The organism is Isoalcanivorax pacificus W11-5, assembly GCF_000299335.2.
GTDB lineage: Bacteria > Pseudomonadota > Gammaproteobacteria > Pseudomonadales > Alcanivoracaceae > Isoalcanivorax > Isoalcanivorax pacificus.
The window spans coordinates 3648726-3666462 of sequence record NZ_CP004387.1 but is presented as its reverse complement, the minus strand read 5'-3'; the positions used below and the strand labels follow the sequence as shown (position 1 = coordinate 3666462).

Annotated in this window: 14 protein-coding genes; 3 read left to right on the top strand and 11 right to left on the bottom strand. The window is 61.3% G+C overall.

Features of this window, described 5'->3' with window-relative positions; genetic code table 11:
* Position 1 precedes the first annotated feature (1 nt).
* The 4 genes from S7S_RS16440 to S7S_RS16425 all read right to left on the bottom strand — a co-directional run bounded on the left by S7S_RS16440 (position 2) and on the right by S7S_RS16425 (position 4445).
* Positions 2 to 934 (bottom strand): ABC transporter permease, encoded by a 933-nt coding sequence (locus tag S7S_RS16440; RefSeq protein ID WP_035202976.1) that lies wholly within the window; start codon positions 932 to 934, stop codon positions 2 to 4.
* Between the two features lie 3 nt (positions 935 to 937).
* The gene (locus S7S_RS16435; RefSeq protein WP_008733208.1) at positions 938 to 1855 is read right to left on the bottom strand and encodes an ABC transporter permease; all 918 of its coding nucleotides are present in this window, start codon (positions 1853 to 1855) and stop codon (positions 938 to 940) included.
* Positions 1852 to 3390 carry an ABC transporter substrate-binding protein gene (locus S7S_RS16430; RefSeq protein ID WP_008733210.1) on the bottom strand — a complete coding sequence of 513 codons (1539 nt, stop codon included), beginning with the start codon at positions 3388 to 3390 and terminating at the stop codon, positions 1852 to 1854. Before S7S_RS16430 ends, S7S_RS16435 begins: the two co-directional genes overlap by 4 nt.
* 140 nt (positions 3391 to 3530) lie before the next feature.
* Complete coding sequence (locus S7S_RS16425; protein ID WP_008733211.1) at positions 3531 to 4445, bottom strand: LysR family transcriptional regulator; 915 nt, start codon at positions 4443 to 4445, stop codon at positions 3531 to 3533.
* 231 nt (positions 4446 to 4676) lie between these two features.
* Between S7S_RS16425 and S7S_RS16420 the strand changes: the two genes are divergently transcribed.
* Positions 4677 to 5951, top strand: a complete 1275-nt coding sequence (locus S7S_RS16420) for a porin (protein ID WP_008733213.1) — start codon at positions 4677 to 4679, stop codon at positions 5949 to 5951.
* A gap of 91 nt (positions 5952 to 6042) precedes the next feature.
* Here the strand turns inward: S7S_RS16420 and S7S_RS16415 are convergent, their stop codons facing one another.
* Entirely contained in the window at positions 6043 to 6501 is a 459-nt protein-coding gene (locus S7S_RS16415) for an SRPBCC family protein (protein WP_008733215.1), read from the bottom strand.
* 357 nt (positions 6502 to 6858) lie between these two features.
* On the opposite strand from S7S_RS16415, the gene S7S_RS16410 reads away from it, so the two are divergent.
* Positions 6859 to 9051: an OsmC domain/YcaO domain-containing protein gene (locus S7S_RS16410; protein ID WP_008733218.1), complete on the top strand. Its 2193-nt coding sequence runs from the start codon at positions 6859 to 6861 to the stop codon at positions 9049 to 9051.
* 94 nt (positions 9052 to 9145) lie between these two features.
* On the opposite strand, the gene S7S_RS16405 is transcribed toward S7S_RS16410, so the two are convergent.
* The 6 genes from S7S_RS16405 to S7S_RS16380 form a co-directional block, all read right to left on the bottom strand.
* Positions 9146 to 9535, bottom strand: a complete 390-nt coding sequence (locus S7S_RS16405) for a DUF2780 domain-containing protein (protein ID WP_008733220.1) — start codon at positions 9533 to 9535, stop codon at positions 9146 to 9148.
* A gap of 23 nt (positions 9536 to 9558) precedes the next feature.
* Positions 9559 to 9996 (bottom strand): peptidoglycan-binding protein LysM, encoded by a 438-nt coding sequence (lysM, locus tag S7S_RS16400; protein WP_008733222.1) that lies wholly within the window; start codon positions 9994 to 9996, stop codon positions 9559 to 9561.
* 390 nt (positions 9997 to 10386) lie between these two features.
* Positions 10387 to 11280 carry a metal-dependent hydrolase gene (locus S7S_RS16395; protein ID WP_008733224.1) on the bottom strand — a complete coding sequence of 298 codons (894 nt, stop codon included), beginning with the start codon at positions 11278 to 11280 and terminating at the stop codon, positions 10387 to 10389.
* A gap of 28 nt (positions 11281 to 11308) precedes the next feature.
* Positions 11309 to 12490, bottom strand: coding sequence for a lipid-transfer protein (locus S7S_RS16390; RefSeq protein WP_008733227.1), 1182 nt, complete (start codon positions 12488 to 12490; stop codon positions 11309 to 11311).
* Between the two features lie 28 nt (positions 12491 to 12518).
* Complete coding sequence (locus S7S_RS19375; protein WP_008733230.1) at positions 12519 to 15545, bottom strand: SDR family NAD(P)-dependent oxidoreductase; 3027 nt, start codon at positions 15543 to 15545, stop codon at positions 12519 to 12521.
* Between the two features lie 101 nt (positions 15546 to 15646).
* Complete coding sequence (locus S7S_RS16380) at positions 15647 to 16786, bottom strand: acyl-CoA dehydrogenase family protein (RefSeq protein WP_008733233.1); 1140 nt, start codon at positions 16784 to 16786, stop codon at positions 15647 to 15649.
* 182 nt (positions 16787 to 16968) lie between these two features.
* On the opposite strand from S7S_RS16380, the gene S7S_RS16375 reads away from it, so the two are divergent.
* A complete protein-coding gene (locus tag S7S_RS16375) occupies positions 16969 to 17703 on the top strand; it encodes a TetR/AcrR family transcriptional regulator (RefSeq protein ID WP_008733235.1) in 735 nt (244 codons plus the stop codon).
* Positions 17704 to 17737 lie beyond the last annotated feature (34 nt).

Genomic DNA, 17737 nt, shown 5'->3' with positions numbered 1-17737 from the left:
CTCAGCCTCTCCGGTGGGTGACGGTGATATCGCGCACGCCGTCACCGAGCAGGTTGATGGCGATGACCAGAATGAACAGCGCGATGCCGGGCAGGATCACCAGCCACGGCTGGAAGAACATGGCGGTCTTGCCTTCGGCGATCATCAGGCCCCAGGACGGTGTGGGCGAGGGCACACCCAGCCCGAGGAACGACAGCGTCGCTTCGTTGAGAATCGCCACGGCCACTTCCAGGGTGAAGATCACGGTAATCTGGTTGGCGAGGTTGGGCAGGATTTCCTTCACGGCAATCTGGAATTTACTGCACCCCATGGTGCGTGCCGCAGCGACAAAATCCAGTTCACGCAATCGCAATGTGGCGGAGCGCGTGACCATCAGGTAAAGCACCCAGTGCGTGGCGCCGATGACGAAGATCACCACCGTGATGGACTGGCCGATCACGAACACCAGCGCCATGATCAGCAGCAGGCTGGGCACGGCCAGTTGGCAGGTCACCAGAAAATTCACCGCCTGATCCACCCAGCCGCCGAAGTAACCGGCGAGCACGCCCAGCGTGACGCCGATCAGCGCACCGATGGTGGCAGCGCCCAGCCCGATCATCATGGAAATGCGCGCGCCATAGATAATGCGGCTGAGGTAATCCCGGCCAAGGTGATCGGTGCCCAGCAGATACTCCCATTGCCCGCCATCCGCCCAGGCCGGTGGCAAAAGCCGCAGCGGCAGATTCTGCAAATAGGGATCGTGCGGTGCCAGCCAGGGCGCCAGCACCGCGAACACGGCCATCAGCGCCAGGATGCCAAGGCCCAGTTGCAGCCCCAGATGCCGGCGCGCGGCCTTGAGTGCCATCTGCGTGGGTGTCAGGCCGAGTGCTGCCTGTTCCTGTGATACCTGAGGCAGCAGTTCGCTGGCGCTCACGGAGTCGCTTCTTGTTGTCATGGTTTATCCCATCCTGATCCGGGGATCGAGCCAGGCATTGATCAGATCCGCCGCCAGTGTGAGCAGCACGAAGGTCAGTACGAACAGCAGGATCAGCGACTGCACTGTGGGGATGTCGGAATTGAAAATCGACTCCACCGCCAGCCGGCCGAGGCCGTTCATGCTGAAAACAGATTCGGTGACGATGGACCCACCCAGCTTGTGGCCGAGCTGCACGGCCAGCACGCTGACGATGGGCAGCAGGGCGTTACGCAGCGCCTGACGCAGGATCAGTTGATAGCCGGTGAAACCTTTGGCGCGGGCAGTGCGGATATAGTCCGAGCCCATCACGTCGAGCAGGCCGGTGCGGGTCAGCCGCATGACCGCCGGCACTGAACTGGTGCCGAGCACAAAAGCGGGCAGCACATAGTGTTGCCAGGTCGCGTCGCCGGAGACGGGGAAGATCGGGAAGGTCACGGCGAACAGCACGATCAGCATCAGCCCGAGCCAGAAATTGGGAATCGCCTGGGCGGATACCGCCGTGGACAGGGCAAAGCGGTCGACCCAGCTGTTCGGCCTGAGTGCTGCACTGATGCCGAGGGGCAGTGCGATAAGGATCGTCACGGCCAGCGCGGCCAGTGCCAGCACGATGGTGACCTTGGCGTGTTCCTGGATCAGCGCGATGACAGGCTGCTTCCAGAAGTAGCTCTGGCCAAGATCGCCCTGCAACACGCCGCCCAGCCACTCCACGTACTGCACGGTGATGGGCCGGTCGAAGCCGTACTGTTCGCGGATGGCGTCGACCATTTCCTGGGGGGCGTCCTCGCCGGCGATGGTCTGTGCCGGATCGGTGGCGAAATAAAACAGCGCGAAGGTGCCGAACGAGACGGTCAGGGCCACCAGCAACGTCACCATGGCGCGGCGCAGGAAATAATTCATCATGGTTGCGGCCTCCAGGCGGCTTGCCAGAGCCGCGGTACACCGTCCTCGGGCACAGGCAACAACAGGGCCGGCGAGAGCAGATAATTCTGGCTGTAGGAAAACAGCGGCACCCAGTACGCCTGTTCGGCAATGCGGTTCAGCGCGGTGCGATACAGCCGACGCCGTTCGTCCGGGTCAATCGTGCGCTCCGCTGCCAGGACGGTGTCTGCCAGCGATGCGTCGCCGGTGAAATTGCGTGATGTGTTGGCGATAAAGTGCACGCCCGTGGAGGCGGAGGCGTCCGCCGTGCCGCCGCCGCCGTAGGAGGCGAAGAAGGCTTCCATCTGCTGGTCGTTGCGCATCTTGGAGAACACGTTCAGCTTCACATAGCGCAGGTCCGCGTTCAGGCCCACCGCTTTCAGGTCGCTGGCGATAGACTCGGCAATGACCTTGTCGCGGTAGGCCCACAATTTGAACGAAAAGCCGTTCGGGTAACCTGCTTCCGCGAGCAGCTGGCGGGCTTTTTCCGGATCGTAGGGGTAGCGTGGCCCGTCGGCCTCGCAGCCAAACTGGCGCGGGTGGCAGGCGTAGGGAATCGCCTCGGCGCTGCCACGCACCAGATAGCGTGTGATCGCTTCGCGGTTGATGGCATGGTTGATGGCGCGGCGTACTTTAACGTCGGTCATCGGCGAGTCGGGGTCTGAATGGCCGGCGGCATCCAGGGTCAGGTAGCCGATGCGGATATCGTTGCCCTGCAGGCGTGCCACGCCGGGCAGGGCGCTGACGTTGTCCGCCACATCCGGCGGCACATCCATCATCAGGTCAATGCCACCGCTGAGCAGCTCGGCCTGTTGTGTGCCTTCGTCGGGAATGATCCGGAACACGATATTGCGGATTGCAGCGCCGGCCTTGGGGCTTTCCGGATAGTAGTCGGCGAAGCGTTCCAGCACGATGTCGCGGCCCACATTGAAGCGTTTGACACGGTAGGGGCCGATGCCGTTGTGCGGCTGGTCGCCGGCGGCGGCCTCGTAGGTGCCGCGCTTGCGCAGCGGAATGCTGACGGCCATGTCGCGCAGGGCCATGGGGTAGGGCATTTTCAGGTTGAAGCGTACGGATAACGGGCCGGTTTTCTCGACGCTGTCGAGCCAGCCGCGAATCACGGGGCCGCGGCTGGTTTCGGAGGCTGCATTCAGCACCCACTCATAGGTGTAGACCACATCGTCGGCGGTCAGCGTGCTGCCGTCGTGAAAGCGCACGTTGTCGCGCAGCGTCACGTCCAGGCGGGTATCGCCTGTCCAGTGAAAGGATTCGGCGGCCAGCGGTTCGAATTCGAGCGTGTCGGTGTTGACGCCAAACAGGCCGTCGTCGGTCAGCTCGGCGACAATCAGTCCTTCACGCTGGATGGAATACAGGCGGTCCACGGTGGTCAGCGCCTTGGGCAGGGCGACCACTAAGGTGTCGTCGCGCGGACCGGCCTGGGCGGCCAGCGGCAGCCACCCGGTCACCATCGCGCCAACCAGGAAGGTGCGCACCCATGTCGGGTAGCGAATCTTCATTTCTCCTCCCGTTATCGTTATTCGAATGCCGGATCGGAAGACCAGGAACTGAGCTCAGTCTAGACGGGGGTTATTCATCTTAAAATTGAATATAAGCTATGTTTGTATGCGTATTGTGCATGTATCTGGCGCGCCGCCGTTCAGCCCGTCATGGTGGCATGCGTGCCCAGCGAAGCCTGCACCTGATCGCGCAGGCATTGCACCAGGGCGGCGGTAGTCGGTGTTTCCTCGAAACCCGGCGGGAACAGCAGCACGAACTCCAGCCGGTAGGCGGGCCGCAATGGACGCAGAGAAAACCGCCGTGCGTCCACCGCCATGGCAGCGAGGCGGTCGATGATGGTGATGCCCAGGCCATCGCCGACCATCTGGCAGGCCAGTGCGGTGGAGGTGGTTTCGATCTTGCAGCGCAGCGCCACGCCGGCCTTCTGGAAAATGTCCTCCATCTGGGTGCGGGGGCGCCGGCCGGGGGCCAGGGCGATGATGTCGTGCCTGGCCATTTGGGCGGGCGTGACGGCGCGCAGTGCTTCCAGCGGATGCCCCTTGGGCACCATCACCATGGCGTCGGTATCGAAAAACGGCCGCTGGATAACCGCAGGATGGTTGCACGGTTTGGTCAGCGCCACGGCGATATCGTAGTGGCGCCCGGCGACCCACTGCTCGATATCCCGATGGCCCCGCACATCGACACTGAACTGCTGCTCAGGATGCACCTTCGCGAAGCGCGCCAGGGCCGGCGACACCAGGCTGCCAGCCAGGCGTGCCAGCGCCACGATGCGCAGGGTGCGTTGCCCGCCTTCGCGGATTTCCTGCACGATGCGCGGCAGATCTTCCAGGTTGGCGAGAATCTTTTCCGCCTCCCGATAGAACTGCTTGCCCTCTTCTGTCAACACAAGCCGGCGCTTTTCACGCTTGAACAGCTTCAGCTTGAGCTCGTCCTCCAGCGTGGAAATCAATCGGCTGGTGGCCGGCTGGCTCAGGTTCATCACCGACGCGGCGGCCACCAGGGAGCCGTGCGTGACCACTGCGCGGAAACACCTCAGCTTCTTGATATTCATGGCTTTTTCCTCTTGTTATTCGCGCCGTGCTGTCGCTGCGCCACGCTGTCGCAGGGTATAAAGATGCATAAAGTGCATATATCTATAGGATGTTTTCAATTTACATAAGTATCAATGGTGGCCGATAAAGTAAACCGGCATTGACCGCCCTCTGCGGGGCAACTCGTTTCCCAATGCTGAAGTTCTGGATGAGCCACAACACACAATAGAACAACAAAACCCGGAGGAACTATGGGATCCCCGAAATCAATCCTGGCAGTCGCCGTCTCCAGTTTGATCGCCGTGCCCGCCGTCGCTGCCGAGTTTGACGTCGGCGGTCAGGTCAACCGCGCAGTGATGTTCGTTGAAGACGGTTACGCTGCGGGTTATCTGGGTGTGGGTTCAAGCACCGAGTTCTATCATGTGGACAACCGCAACAGCCCGACACGCTTTCATGTGGGTGGCACCCAGCGGCTGATGGAAGGGTGGACGGCGGGTGCTCTGGTGGAAGTGGGCGTTTTTTCCAACCCGTCCAACGACGTGGACCCTGCCAACAAGTCGATTGACGGCGAGTTCGATCAACGTATCACCGACGCTTTCATTGATACGCCTTACGGCAAAATTACCGTTGGGCGCGGCGAGGGGGCGGCCTACAACGCGGGGCGTGTGGACTACTCTGGCACAGGCGTGGTCAGCTTTCGTAACCCGTCCTATCTTGGTGGTAACCTGAACTACGAGCTCAAGGATTCCTCCTATAAACGCAAATTCGATGCCAATGGCAACTTCACTGGCACCGAAGCGTTCGATCTGCAGGAAGGCGATAACAACCGCACCACCATCAGCGGCAGCATCCGCGATTTCAATTTTGAAAACCGGCATGATCGCATTCGTTACGACAGCCCGCGCATTGCCTCTATGGTGCTTTCTATCAGTACTGGTCACGGTACCGGTTCCGAGGGGCATGAATCGATTTCCCAGGTGGGCCTCAAGTCAGGCCTGCGTGTGCCCGGCGGCCGAATGCTGGTGGGCCTCGGCTACTCCATTGCCACCCGCAACAGAGGCGAGCTGGATCAGCGTTTCGATCCGGATTCCGGCGTGAACCCGGATATCAAGACGTATGGCGGTTCCATGTCGTATTTTCACAGCGCGACGGGCTTCAACGTGTCGCTGGCCGCCGTCAACTACAAAGCGGATCTCACTACCGACGAGAAAACGGGGACATTTTCGTCTACCCGTTCGGAACTGAGCCAGTTCCGTTACATCAAACTGGGCTATCGCCCGAGCCGTCATCACGCCTTTGACATCCACTACGGCGAAACCCGTGACCGTAACAAGGACGATGAAAAAGGCTCGGTGATCGGTGCCGGCTATGTGTGGAGCCCCACGGAGATGTTCGATCTTTACGCTGGCGCGAAAATCCACAGCTTCGAGCGCGGTGAATGGTGCACCAGCTCCGGCCGTACCTGCTACAACCCCAAGTACGAGGACATCACGGTGGTGACCACAGGCGGCCGGGTCAAGTTCTGACCGGCGCTGAAGGCCGCAACAATGATACTTTGCGCGACCCCGTCTACGGGGTCGCTTGCGTCTGGCATCGGGTCTCTTCCACGACAGCCTGTCACCCGTTGTCAGGAATCTCTGGCTCGACCAGCCTGGCAAGTTGCTGCAATGACTCCTGCCAACCGAGGTAACACATTTCCTCGGGGATAATGGCAGGAATGCCCTCCTGAACAATGCGAAGCTCGGTGCCGCAAGACACTGCTTTGAGGTCAATGGTCACCTGCATTTCCCCCGGCAGATTCTCATCATCGAAGCGGTCGGTGTGCATGATGCGTTCGTTTGGCAAGAGCTCTGTAAACTTGACCGAGAAGGTGTGGCTGCTACCCGTGCCGAAATTGGTGAATGACATCCGGTACCCACCACCGACGCGGGCGTCAATCTCATGAACGGTGCCGGTAAAGCCGTAGGGCGGGAGCCAGTACTCCAGCGCATCTTTGCTGGTGAACGCTTTGTAAATCCGCTCTGCGGGTGCTTTCAGAACGCGGTGTAGTCGAACAGTGCCTGTTTGATGTGACATATAAAGCCTCCGAAATCGGGTCGATTGGCTGCCCACATCAGAAAGGGGTGGGCTCTGGGGGCGCCGAATACAGCAGGGCTGCGCTGCAATCCGTCCGCTCCTGTTCAGACAGTCGAGTGGGGACGCGACAAATCGACAGCCCTGCCGATCCAGACGGTAACACTGGGCCCGGCACCTATCATCGTACGTCCACTGAATCCCCTGGGTTGGACAATGAGGGGCTTCAGGCTATCCATCGCGGCATAAGCCCCCCCAAGCCCGGCCATGGGCGCCAGGCCCGTTTTATGAGACTATCGCGCCGGCCGGCGCCCATTGCGCTGCCCTTCTGTCCCCGTGTCTGCCTCCGGTACGCTGCCCATGGAAATCAAGGTCAATTATCTCGACAACCTGCGTCTTGAAGCGAAGTTCGATGACTTCACCGTCATCTCGGACCAGCCCATCCGCTACAAGGGCGACGGCTCGGCCCCCGGTCCGTTTGACTACTTCCTGGCGTCGTCGGCGATGTGCGCGGCGTATTTTGTGAAGGTGTACTGCAATACCCGCAACATTCCCACGGACAACATTCGCTTGTCGCAGAACAACATCGTGGACCCGGAAGACCGCTACAAGCAGATCTTCCGCATTCAGGTGGAGCTGCCCGAAGACATCAGCGACAGGGACCGCCAGGGCATCGTGCGCTCCATTGAGCGCTGCACCGTCAAGAAGGTGGTGCAGGCCGGGCCGGATTTCCAGATCGAGCTGGTGGATAACCTGGATGACGACACCCAGGCCCTGTTGACGGTCAGGCCGGATGGCGAAGCCGCCACCTTCATTGAGGGCAAGGACCTGCCCCTGGAGCAGACCATTGCCAATATGAGCGCCATTCTGGCGGATCTTGGCATGAAGATTGAGATCGCGTCCTGGCGCAATATCGTGCCGCATGTATGGTCGCTGCACATCCGGGACGCGGCGTCGCCCATGTGTTTCACCAATGGCAAGGGCGCCACCAAGGAAGCGGCACTCTGCTCGGCGCTGGGCGAGTTTATCGAGCGGCTGAGCTGTAACTTCTTCTACAACGATCAATATTTCGGGCAGGACATCGCCAACAGCGAGTTCGTCCACTATCCGAATGAAAAGTGGTTCCAGCCCGGCCCGAAGGGTGAAATGCCGGCGGGCCTTCTGGATGACCATTGCCTGGCCATCTATGATCCGGACGGCGAGCTGCTGGGCACGCATCTGTTTGATACCAACTCGGGCACGCCGGAGCGGGGCATCTGTGCCATTCCCTATGTGCGGCAGTCCGATGGGGAAGTGGTTTATTTCCCGTCGAACCTGATTGAAAACCTGTATCTCAGCAACGGCATGAGCGCCGGCAACACCTTGCCGGAAGCCCAGGTACAGTGCCTGTCGGAAATCTTCGAACGCGCGGTCAAGAAAGAGATCATCGAAAACGAAATCGCGCTGCCGGATGTGCCGGAGGCGGTGCTGGCGCGCTATCCGCACATTCAGGAAGGCATCAGGGCGCTGGAAGCACAGGGTTTCCCGGTGCTGGTGAAGGATGCCTCCCTGGGCGGTCAGTTTCCGGTCATGTGCGTCACCCTGATGAACCCGCGCACCGGCGGTGTCTTTGCATCGTTCGGGGCACATCCCAGCTTCCAGGTGGCGCTGGAGCGCAGCTTGACGGAACTGTTGCAGGGCCGCAGTTTCGAGGGCCTGAATGATCTGCCCGCGCCCACCTTCAACAGCATGGCGGTGACGGAGCCGAATAACTACGTCGAACATTTTATCGACTCCAGCGGCGTCATCTCCTGGCGCTTCTTCAGTGCGCGCCCGACACATGCCTTCTGCGACTGGGATTTCTCGGGCAGCAATGAAGACGAAGCAGCCACCCTGTTCGGCATCCTCGAAGACCTGGGCCACGAGTGCTATATGGCCGTGTTCGAAGACCTGGGTGCGCCGGTATGCCGCATCCTGGTGCCGGGCTACTCCGAGGTGTATCCGGTGGAGGATCTGGTGTGGGACAACACCAACATGGCGCTGCGGTTTCGCGAGGACATCCTCGGCCTGCACCGTTTGAGTGACAAGGCGCTGGTCGCTCTGGTGGAGCGGCTGGAAGAAAGCGAGCTCGATACCTACATGAAGATCATCACTCTGATCGGCATCGAGTTCGACGAGAATACGGTCTGGGGCCAGCTCACCATCCTGGAGCTGAAGCTGCTGATTTATCTGGCACTGGGCGAGCTGGAGGAAGCGCGGGAACTGGTCGAGACTTTCCTTCAGTTCAACGACAACACGGTGGAGCGGGGCCGCTTCTATCAGGCCATGCAGGCAGTGCTTGAGGTGACCCTGGACGACGAGCTGGCACTGGAAGACTATCTGGTGAATTTCCGTCGCATGTTCGGGGATGCCATTCTGGATGCAGCCATCGGTTCAGTGGATGGCACCGTCCGCTTCCATGGCCTGACCCCGACCAGCATGGCTCTGGAAGGGCTGGACAGGCATCTTCGGCTGATTGACAGCTACAAGAAGCTGCATGCGGCAAGACGGAAAAAATCTGCTGCGGCTCGTTGAGACACGATAAAGAGCGCTCGTCAGAGCCCACTTGCTGCATGACTGCAGCATTCGGCTGCGCCAGCGCGGCGCAGCCGAATGTTGGCCGGTTTCCTCAGAACGGCAAGGCTTTCTGGATCAGCCCGGCAATGTCGCCCTGTCCCTGTTTCTGGAAGTACTGCAGAATCACAGGAATAAACTGCACCAGGGTGTCTTTGTTCAGGTTCAGGCTTTGCAGCCCGCCCGCTATCTGCGTCAGGCCGGCCAGCTTGTCGCTGCCCATGCTGGAGAGCAAGCCGCCGGCCATGCCGAGCAGGGAGCCGCCGGCGCCGCCTTCGGGGGCCTGTTGCATCAGCCCTTCGAGCTGCGGTGCGGCGTTGGTGATGCGGCTGAAGTCGGCGCCGGACAGATTGTCTTTCACCAGTTTCATCAGCAACCCTGTGCCACCTTCCGCCTGCTTGCTGTCAATGCCGAGGGTCGAGACAAGTTGATTGATCAGTTCCATGGCGGGCTATCCTCCTGGCAGCATTACTTGGGAATGCGGATTTTCTGCCCCGGATAGATCAGGTCAGGGTTCTTGATGACTTCCCGGTTGGCTTCAAAAATGGCGGTGTACTTGCTGCCGTTGCCATAGAACTCGGTGGCCACTTTCCATAGCGTGTCGCCTTTCTGGATTTCGTAGTAGGTGACTTCTTCCACCTGCACGCCTGCGGGGACTTTCAGCGCATCACCGTCCACCCGCTCGACGCCTTCGACATTGCCGGCCAGCAAGATGGCTTTTTCCCTGGCGGCCTGGTCTGCACAGTCGCCGCTCAGGGTGGCAACCCCGTCGTCGAAGGTGACCTCAAGATTATTCACACCGGGATTGTCTTCCAGCACATGTGCCTTGATCTTGTCGGCGGCGCCGCTATCGCCGTTACCAAACAGTTTCTTTCCGATGTTCTTGGCAAAGTTGAACAGATCCATGTTGAACTCCTTGTCTGCACGGTCACGAAGCCCAGCGGGCGCCTGGCCCGATTGTTTCCCGGGATGGCCGGGAGGGCCTTGCCTGCGCGCGGTGTTGAGCTGGCGATACAACACAGTTCGGTGACGGCGAAATGCCCTGCGGCGGGGAGGCGATGCAGGTCTTCGCGCCAACAGATAGCCTGGCGCCTGGCCGGAGCCATAACGCCAGGGCTGGACGGTCGTGCTGGAACAGGAAGCTCAACACATACGCCATCCCACCCTATCACCGGCCCGCTTTGGGTGGCTGTATCATTTCTGTAGCGTGTGGCCGTGGAGGCCGGGTGGTCGGTGCCGAACAGAGTCCGTCGGGCACTCGACCACCGTGGCGGGTTTGCGTCAGCGCAAGACGGGTCAGGCTATGGATTGCTGGTAGGACGCCAGGAAGGTGTCGATCTGCGCCAGAAATTCGCGGTTGTCATGATCCCAGGGGTGGAAGCCGGGGCGGAAGTAATCAGCGTAGTTGCGGAGCTGGATGCGCAGCAGGCCAATATCGCCCAGGGTATAACGAAAGAATTTTCGCCAGCCTTGCCGGTCTGTGAGCTTGCCTTCGTTGTGCAGCACGGCCAGAAAGACCGGAATGACCAGCCCCCAGAAAATCAGGGTGGCCAGCACCAGCCCCAGGCTGCGCAATGTGTACGCCTTGACGCCACGTCCCATCACGGCCTCCCAGACATCAAATGCCACGGCCTTGTGCTCGGTTTCTTCCAGCGCATGCCAGCGCCAGAGGGCGGCATAGTGGGGTTCGGCACCTTCGGCAACGCGCGGTTCGCGCAGTACGCTGTCGGCCAGCAACGCGGTGAAGTGCTCCAGAGCGATGGTGCCGCTGAGAGCAAACGCCTTGGGGCCATGTTTGCTCAGGCGTGACAGGATACCGGCGACCAGCCGTTCAAACTTCGGCGCCACCGGAGCACGGGCGAACAGGGCTGCGTTGTAGTCCTCATGCTCGCGCCCGTGCATGGCTTCCTGGCCGATAAAAGCGGTCACGGCTTTTTGCAGCGCCGGGTCGGTGATCTGGTCGCGGTAGGCGCGCACACTGTCGATAAAGAAACGTTCACCCACCGGCAGCACGATGGAAAAGGTGTTGAGAAAGGCGGTGAAGACCGGGCCGGCCGCGTCATGCCAGTCGCCGATGCGGTCGGCGGGCAGATTGAATCTGAGGTCGCGCCGTGTCGGCAGAATGGCGTTAAAGGGTTTGCGAAAAGTGTTCATGGACAGGCCCTTGTTGTTGTCGGAATCAGGGAGCATGTCCGGGCCGGCCTGAGGCGGCCCGGGATCAATCGCGGCGGTACAGTGTCACGACGCAGGCGCCGCCCAGGCCCAGATTGTGCTGCAGGGCGACGCGTGCGTTATCAACCTGGCGTGCATCCGCGGTGCCGCGCAACTGCCAGACCAGTTCCGTGCACTGGGCCAGCCCGGTGGCACCCAGCGGGTGGCCCTTGGAGAGCAGTCCGCCGGAGGGATTGGTCACGACCTTGCCGCCGTAGGTGTTGTCTTCGTCCCAGATAAACTGCTCGGCGCCGCCTTCGGGGCAGAGGCCCAGCGCCTCGTAGGTCAGCAGTTCGTTGGCGGTAAAGCAGTCGTGCAGCTCGACCACATCCAGATCCTCCGGGCCTATGCCGGCTGCTTCATAAACACTGTGGGCGGCGGCTTGGGTCATGTCATAGCCGACCATCTTGATCATGCTCTGCTCGTTGAAGCTGCTGGCAAAATCCGTGGTCATGGCCTGGGCTGCGATATACACCGGGTTGCTGATGCCATGCCGGGCAGCGAATTCATCCGAGCAGAGAATGGCGGCGCCGGCGCCGCAGGTCGGCGGGCAGCACTGGAAGCGTGTCAGCGGATCGAAGACTTCCTCGGAGGCCATGATTTCTTCCAGCGACAGCACCTGGCCGAACAGGGCATACGGATTCTTGCTGGCGTGGCGCCGCGCCTTCTCCGCGATCTTGCCGAACGTTTCGCGGCGGGTGCCGTAGCGCCAGCGGTATTCGCGTCCGGCGCCGCCGAACATTTGCGCCGCCGGTGGTGCGCTGTTGAAGCCCTGGGCATCCAGCATTACCTGGGCATGCTGGCCCATCGGATTTTCCCGGTCATTGAATTTGGAACCCAATGCGCCGCGTTCCATTTTCTCGAAACCCAGCGCCAGCACGCACTCGGCCAGCCCGCCTTCGATGGCCTGCCGTGCAAGGAACAGCGCAGTGGAGCCGGTTGAGCAGTTGTTGTTGACGTTGACCACGGGAATGCCGCTCAGGCCGAGTTCGTATACCGCGCGCTGGCCGCAGGTGGAATCGCCGTAGACATAGCCGGCGAACGCCTGTTCGACATCGGCATAGGGAATGCCGGCGTCGTTGAGGGCCAGTTGGCCGGCTTCGCGGGCCATTTCGTGGTAGTCCGGGCTGCTGCCGGGTTTGGCGAACCGGGTCATGCCCACGCCGATCACGTTTACACGCCGCTTCATGTTGTTGTCCTCTCTCGGAAATGGGTCGTCAGAGCAGGCCGCTCAGGAAAGTCAGTCCGGGTGCCAGGCGGGCGTCGCCATCCACGCGCAGTGCGCCACGCTGATAGAGCTGGCGCACATCGCTGCCGCCCTGGGCCAGCGTCTTGAGGTCCTGGTCATTGAGCGTGAAGACGGCCGCCGCCTGCTCACTCACCTCTTCGCGCACCTGTGCCGGGCTGACCGAGAAATCCACCAGCCAGCTTGCCTGTGGTTCACGCAGATGGAATTGCAGCAGTTGTGTCAGTGCGGGTTTGACGGTGCCTTCTGCCAGGCGCTGGGCCAGGGCCGCAAAGATCGCTGGCGCGGCCGCCTTGCGGGGAGGTGTGGCCGCAGCGGCGGGTGCTTCGGTGTCGGCACCGCTCGCCAGACGTTTGGCGCCGGCGTCTTCCACCAGTTGCCTGTCCATGCCGGAGAGTACGGACAGCTTGTTGGACGCCATGACATTGCCGTGCACTTTCAGTTTGCCGCTGAAAAACAGCTTCTGTACTTCGCCGATATTGCCGCCGAACAGGATCGGCGCCAGTGCGGTGTCCAGCTCCAGTGTCACATCGGCTTTTTCGGCTGTGCCGGCACCCGCCGCGCCATCGCCGTGCTTGAGATCAATAAACCAGTGGGTGTCCGGATTGTGGAAGCTGAACTGGAAGACCGTGTTGGTCTGCTTCACCAGTTCAGGCTGGCCGGCAATGAAACGGGCGACACCGGCAAATACATCAGCCAGGGTGACGCTTTCATCGGCGGCGGCTTTGGCTGTCGCGTCCGGGGCGGCCTGTGCAGAGTGGCCGGCTGCCGCAACGCGGCCGGCGCGGGCCTCTTCCACCAGTTTCTTATCCATGCCGGCGAGGATGGCCAGCTTGTTCGAGGCCATCACGTTGCCGCTTATCTTGAGCTTGCCGCCGAAGAACAGTTTCTGGACCTCTGCCAGCTCGCCGCCAAACAGTACCGGGGCCAGTTCGGTATCCAGCTCCAGCGTGACATCCGGCTTGTCGGCGATGCCGCTGCCGACGTTGCCGTCACCGTTTTTCAGGTCGATAAACCAGTTTGATTCGGGCTTGTGGAAATGGAACTGGAAGACGGTTCTGGTCTGCGAGACGAGATCCGGTTTCATGGCCACATAGGATTTGATGGCCGTGAACACATCTTCCAGTGTAATGCCCTGATCCACGGTGCTGGTTTCGGCGGCAGCGGGTGTACGGGCTGCTGTGTCAGTCCCGGCGGCGGGCAGCTCCTTGTAGAGCTCAACGGCGGCGTTCTTGATCACTACTTCGTTGCGTTCCTTGACCGTGGTTTCAAACAGGATGCGTGTGTCCGATTCCTTCCACATGCGTGTCACCAGGGTGTCGCCGGGGAACACGCTCTTGGCGAAACGGACCTTGATGCTTTTGAAGTAGCGCCCGTCGTTGCCGCAGAACGCCTTGATCACATGACGGCCGCAATAGCCGAAGGTGCACATGCCGTGCAGGATGGGTTTGTCGAAGCCGAACGCACGGGCAAAATCCGGATCGGCATGCAACGGGTTCCAGTCGCCGGAGAGCCGGTAGAGCAGGGTCTGGTTGGCGTCCGTCTGTTCTTCGATGACGGCATCGGGTGCACGGTCGGGCGGCAGGTTGCTTTCACCTGACGGGCCACGGTCGCCGCCCCAGCCGCCGGCGCCTTTCACAAACGAGGTCATCTCGTTGTAGGCAATTTCCTCGCCGCTTTCATCTTGCGTGGAAATCGCAAAGGTGATGACGGCATTCGGGTCTTTGTCGAAGGCTTCCTTGAACTTGAAGACGTGCTTGAGCCGTGCGTTCGGCGGCAACGGTTTTTTCAGTTCCATGTACTGCTCGCCATGCAACAGCCGGTCCAGACCAAAGCTCATGCCCGGCAGGACCAGGCTGCCGCTTTTGGCGGCGGCCAGCATGGCATTGAGTTGCGGCATGGCGCCCCAGGTGGGCAGGGCAAGGAAATCGCCGCCCAGTTCGTAGACGTATTTCAGTTCGTCCTTGTCCAGGGGATCACGTGCGGCGCCAATGCCCAGTGCGTAGAGGGCAAGATCGCGCTCGTCATAGGAGGATTCGAGCAGCAGCTCGGTTTTGGTGGCAGTATCCAGGTCGATGAATTCATTGCCGCCGAGGCTGGGGTTGCTGACGGCGCTGAGGATAGGTGCCAGCGCCTCATTGGTATTGGTCGGGTGCGTGCTCTCGCTGAAATCCGTGACGGCGCCCCACTTGCGGGCGACATCGTCCATGTTAAAGGCTCGGCCCAACGGGAAGGCGTGGCCCGCCGTGCGTTCCCAGCGCAGCTTGGCGATAAAGCCGGCGCCGACTTCGAACAGCCCTTTGGTCTCTTCGCATTCCTCGTGACACAGCCAGGCGACCAGCGGGCTGACGGCCTCAGGCTTGAGATTTTCCAGCAGTGCCGGCGGCATGATGGTCTCGGTCAGGCGTGAGGCAGCAATGGGTGCGATGGTGTTGACGAAGATATTCTTGCCCCGGCCTTCTTCGGCCAGGCAGTGGGCCAGGCCCAGGATGCCGAGTTTGGCGGCGCAGTAATTGGCCTGGCCGAAGTTACCGTAGATACCGGCGGCAGAGGTCGTCATGACGATGCGGCCATACCCTTTCTCGCGCATGATCGGCCATGCTGCGTGGCTGACACTCATGCTGCCGTTGAGGTGCACGCGCTGCACGATATCCCAGTCGGCCTGGGTCATTTTCTGAAAGCTGACGTCACGCAGGATGCCGGCATTGTTGATCACGATATCCACGGTGCCGAACGCATCCAGTGCGGACTGCACAATCGCCTGGCCGTTTTCCACCGAGTCATAGTTGGCCACCGCTTCGCCGCCGAGGGCGCGGATTTCCTCAACCACCTTGTCAGCGGCGGACGCGGACTGACCATCACCGTGGGCACTGCCACCCAGGTCATTCACCACCACTTTCGCGCCGCGTGCTGCCAGTGTGAGCGCGTGTGAACGTCCCAGGCCGCCACCGGCGCCGGTGACTATGGCCACGCGGCCATCAAAACGCAGTTCTGCCATGTTGTTATTCCTGTTGCTGTCCCTGTTGCGGTGTCGGAGACGGCTGTCTGGTCACCGACCGGCGATAAAAAAGGGCGGCATTGCTGCCGCCCTGATGTGCTTCAGATGGAACGCGAAATCAGTTCTTTCATGATCTCGTTGGTGCCGCCGTAGATGCGGTTGGCGCGCGTGTCGATATAGGCGCGGGCAATCGGGTACTCCAGCATGTAGCCGTAGCCGCCGTGCAACTGCACGCATTCGTCCACCACTTTGCTGAGCAGATCGGACACCCAGTATTTGGCCGCGCAGGCGGCTTCCACGCTGAGTTCGTTTTTCAATACCTGTTCCAGGCAGCGGTCCACGAAGACGCGAGCGATCTGGATTTCCGAACGCATTTCGGCCAGCTTGAAGCGGGTGTTCTGGAACGCAGCGACCGGCTTGCCGAACGCCTTGCGCTGCTTGACGTAATCCACCGTAGTGGCGAGCGCGTATTCGGCGCCGGAGGCACACATGATGGCGATCATCATGCGCTCCCACGCCAGCTCTTTCATCAACATGATGAAGCCCATGCCCTCCATGCCAAGCAGATTGTTTTTCGGCACGCGGACGTTGTCGAAAAACAGCTCGCAGGTATCCTGGCCGCGCATGCCGACTTTTTTCAGCGGCTTGCCCTTGGTAAAGCCGGCGCGGTCAGCCTCGACGATCAGCAGTGAAATGCTTTGTGCGCCCTGGCTCGGGTCGCCGGTGCGGGCCACCACCACGGCCATGTCGCAGAGATAACCGTTGGTGATGAAAATCTTGGAGCCGTTGAGCACGTACTCGTCGCCTTCAAGGCGGGCGGTGGTCTTGATGCTTTGCAGGTCGGAGCCGGTGCCGGGCTCGGTCATGGCGATGGCGCCGACCACGTCGCCGGTGGCCATGCGCGGCAACCAGGATTGCTTCTGTTCTTCGGAGCCGAAGTTGTTGATGTAGTTGGCGACGATGTCAGAATGCAGCGAAAACCCGGAGGCGGAGTCGCCAGCCCGTGCCTGTTCTTCCATCAACACCACGCTGTACAGGCGGTCCACCCCGGCGCCGCCGTATTGCTCGGGCATGGTGGCGCACAGCAGGCCCAGTTCGCCGGCCTTGTTCCAGAGTGCGCGGTCGATATGCTGCTGTTCCTCCCATTTTTCATGAAAGGGCGCGATCTCGGTCTCGAAGAAGCGGCGCACGGTCTGGCGAAAGGCCTCGTGATCCTCATTGAACAGGGTGCGCGGGATCATGGGGGCAACAGGGCTGGGGCTGGTGAAGCTCATCGGGGGGTCTCCGGTGGGGCCGCTGGGTCAGTGATATTTACAATATGGTCGTACAGTATGTTTAATGAATATCAGACAGTGGTCGGGACCGTCAAGGCAGTTGTGGGCGGAGCCAGGCCCGCCATGGGTCGCGGTAAACGAGGATAGTGATGAGCAGCAGACGCAAAGAGGTAGCGCCGGATGACGCCGGGGCAGGCAAGGCAGCAGCGGCCAGGCCCGCCCGCCGCACCCAGGCAGAACGCAGCGAGGCCATGCGCCAGCGGTTGCTGGATGCCACCCTGCAGTGCCTGGCCGAGGACGGTTACGCCGGCACCACCGTGAGCCGGGTGATCGAAACGGCCCGGGTGTCACGCGGTGCGCCGGTGCACCATTTCCCGTCGAAGAACGCCATGATCGCGGCGGCAGCGGAGCAACTGATCCGCAAGGTGTATGTCCAGCTCGGCCAGGCCATTGCCCGGCTGGAAGCCTCGGACGAGCGCCTGCATGACCTGATCTACGCCTGCTGGAAAGAGCTGTTCCTGCGTTCCGAGCACAAGGCGCTGAACGAACTGCTGCTGGCCAGCCAGCGTGACCCGGAACTGGCCAGCATCCTGCGGCGGCTGTGGACCGCCTGCTACCACTCCCTCGGTGACGGCGCGAACCATTACCTGCAGGCGCGCGGCCCGGACGACGATGTGCGCCAGTTGATGGTGCTGACACAGTGGTTGCTGCGGGGCATGGCGCTTGACCTGCCGCTGGTCGAGAACGAGGGCTTGCTGGATCACTACCTGCGGCTCTGGAGCCGGCTACTGGCCATGCACCTGCAGGCCCGGCCGGGGGTGGAGGGGCCGCCGCCGCGCCCGGCGTTCTGGGACAGCCAGATTGTTGAAGGGCCTGAGAGGTAGCGCCCGGTGGGTGCGACAGACACGCACCTATCCA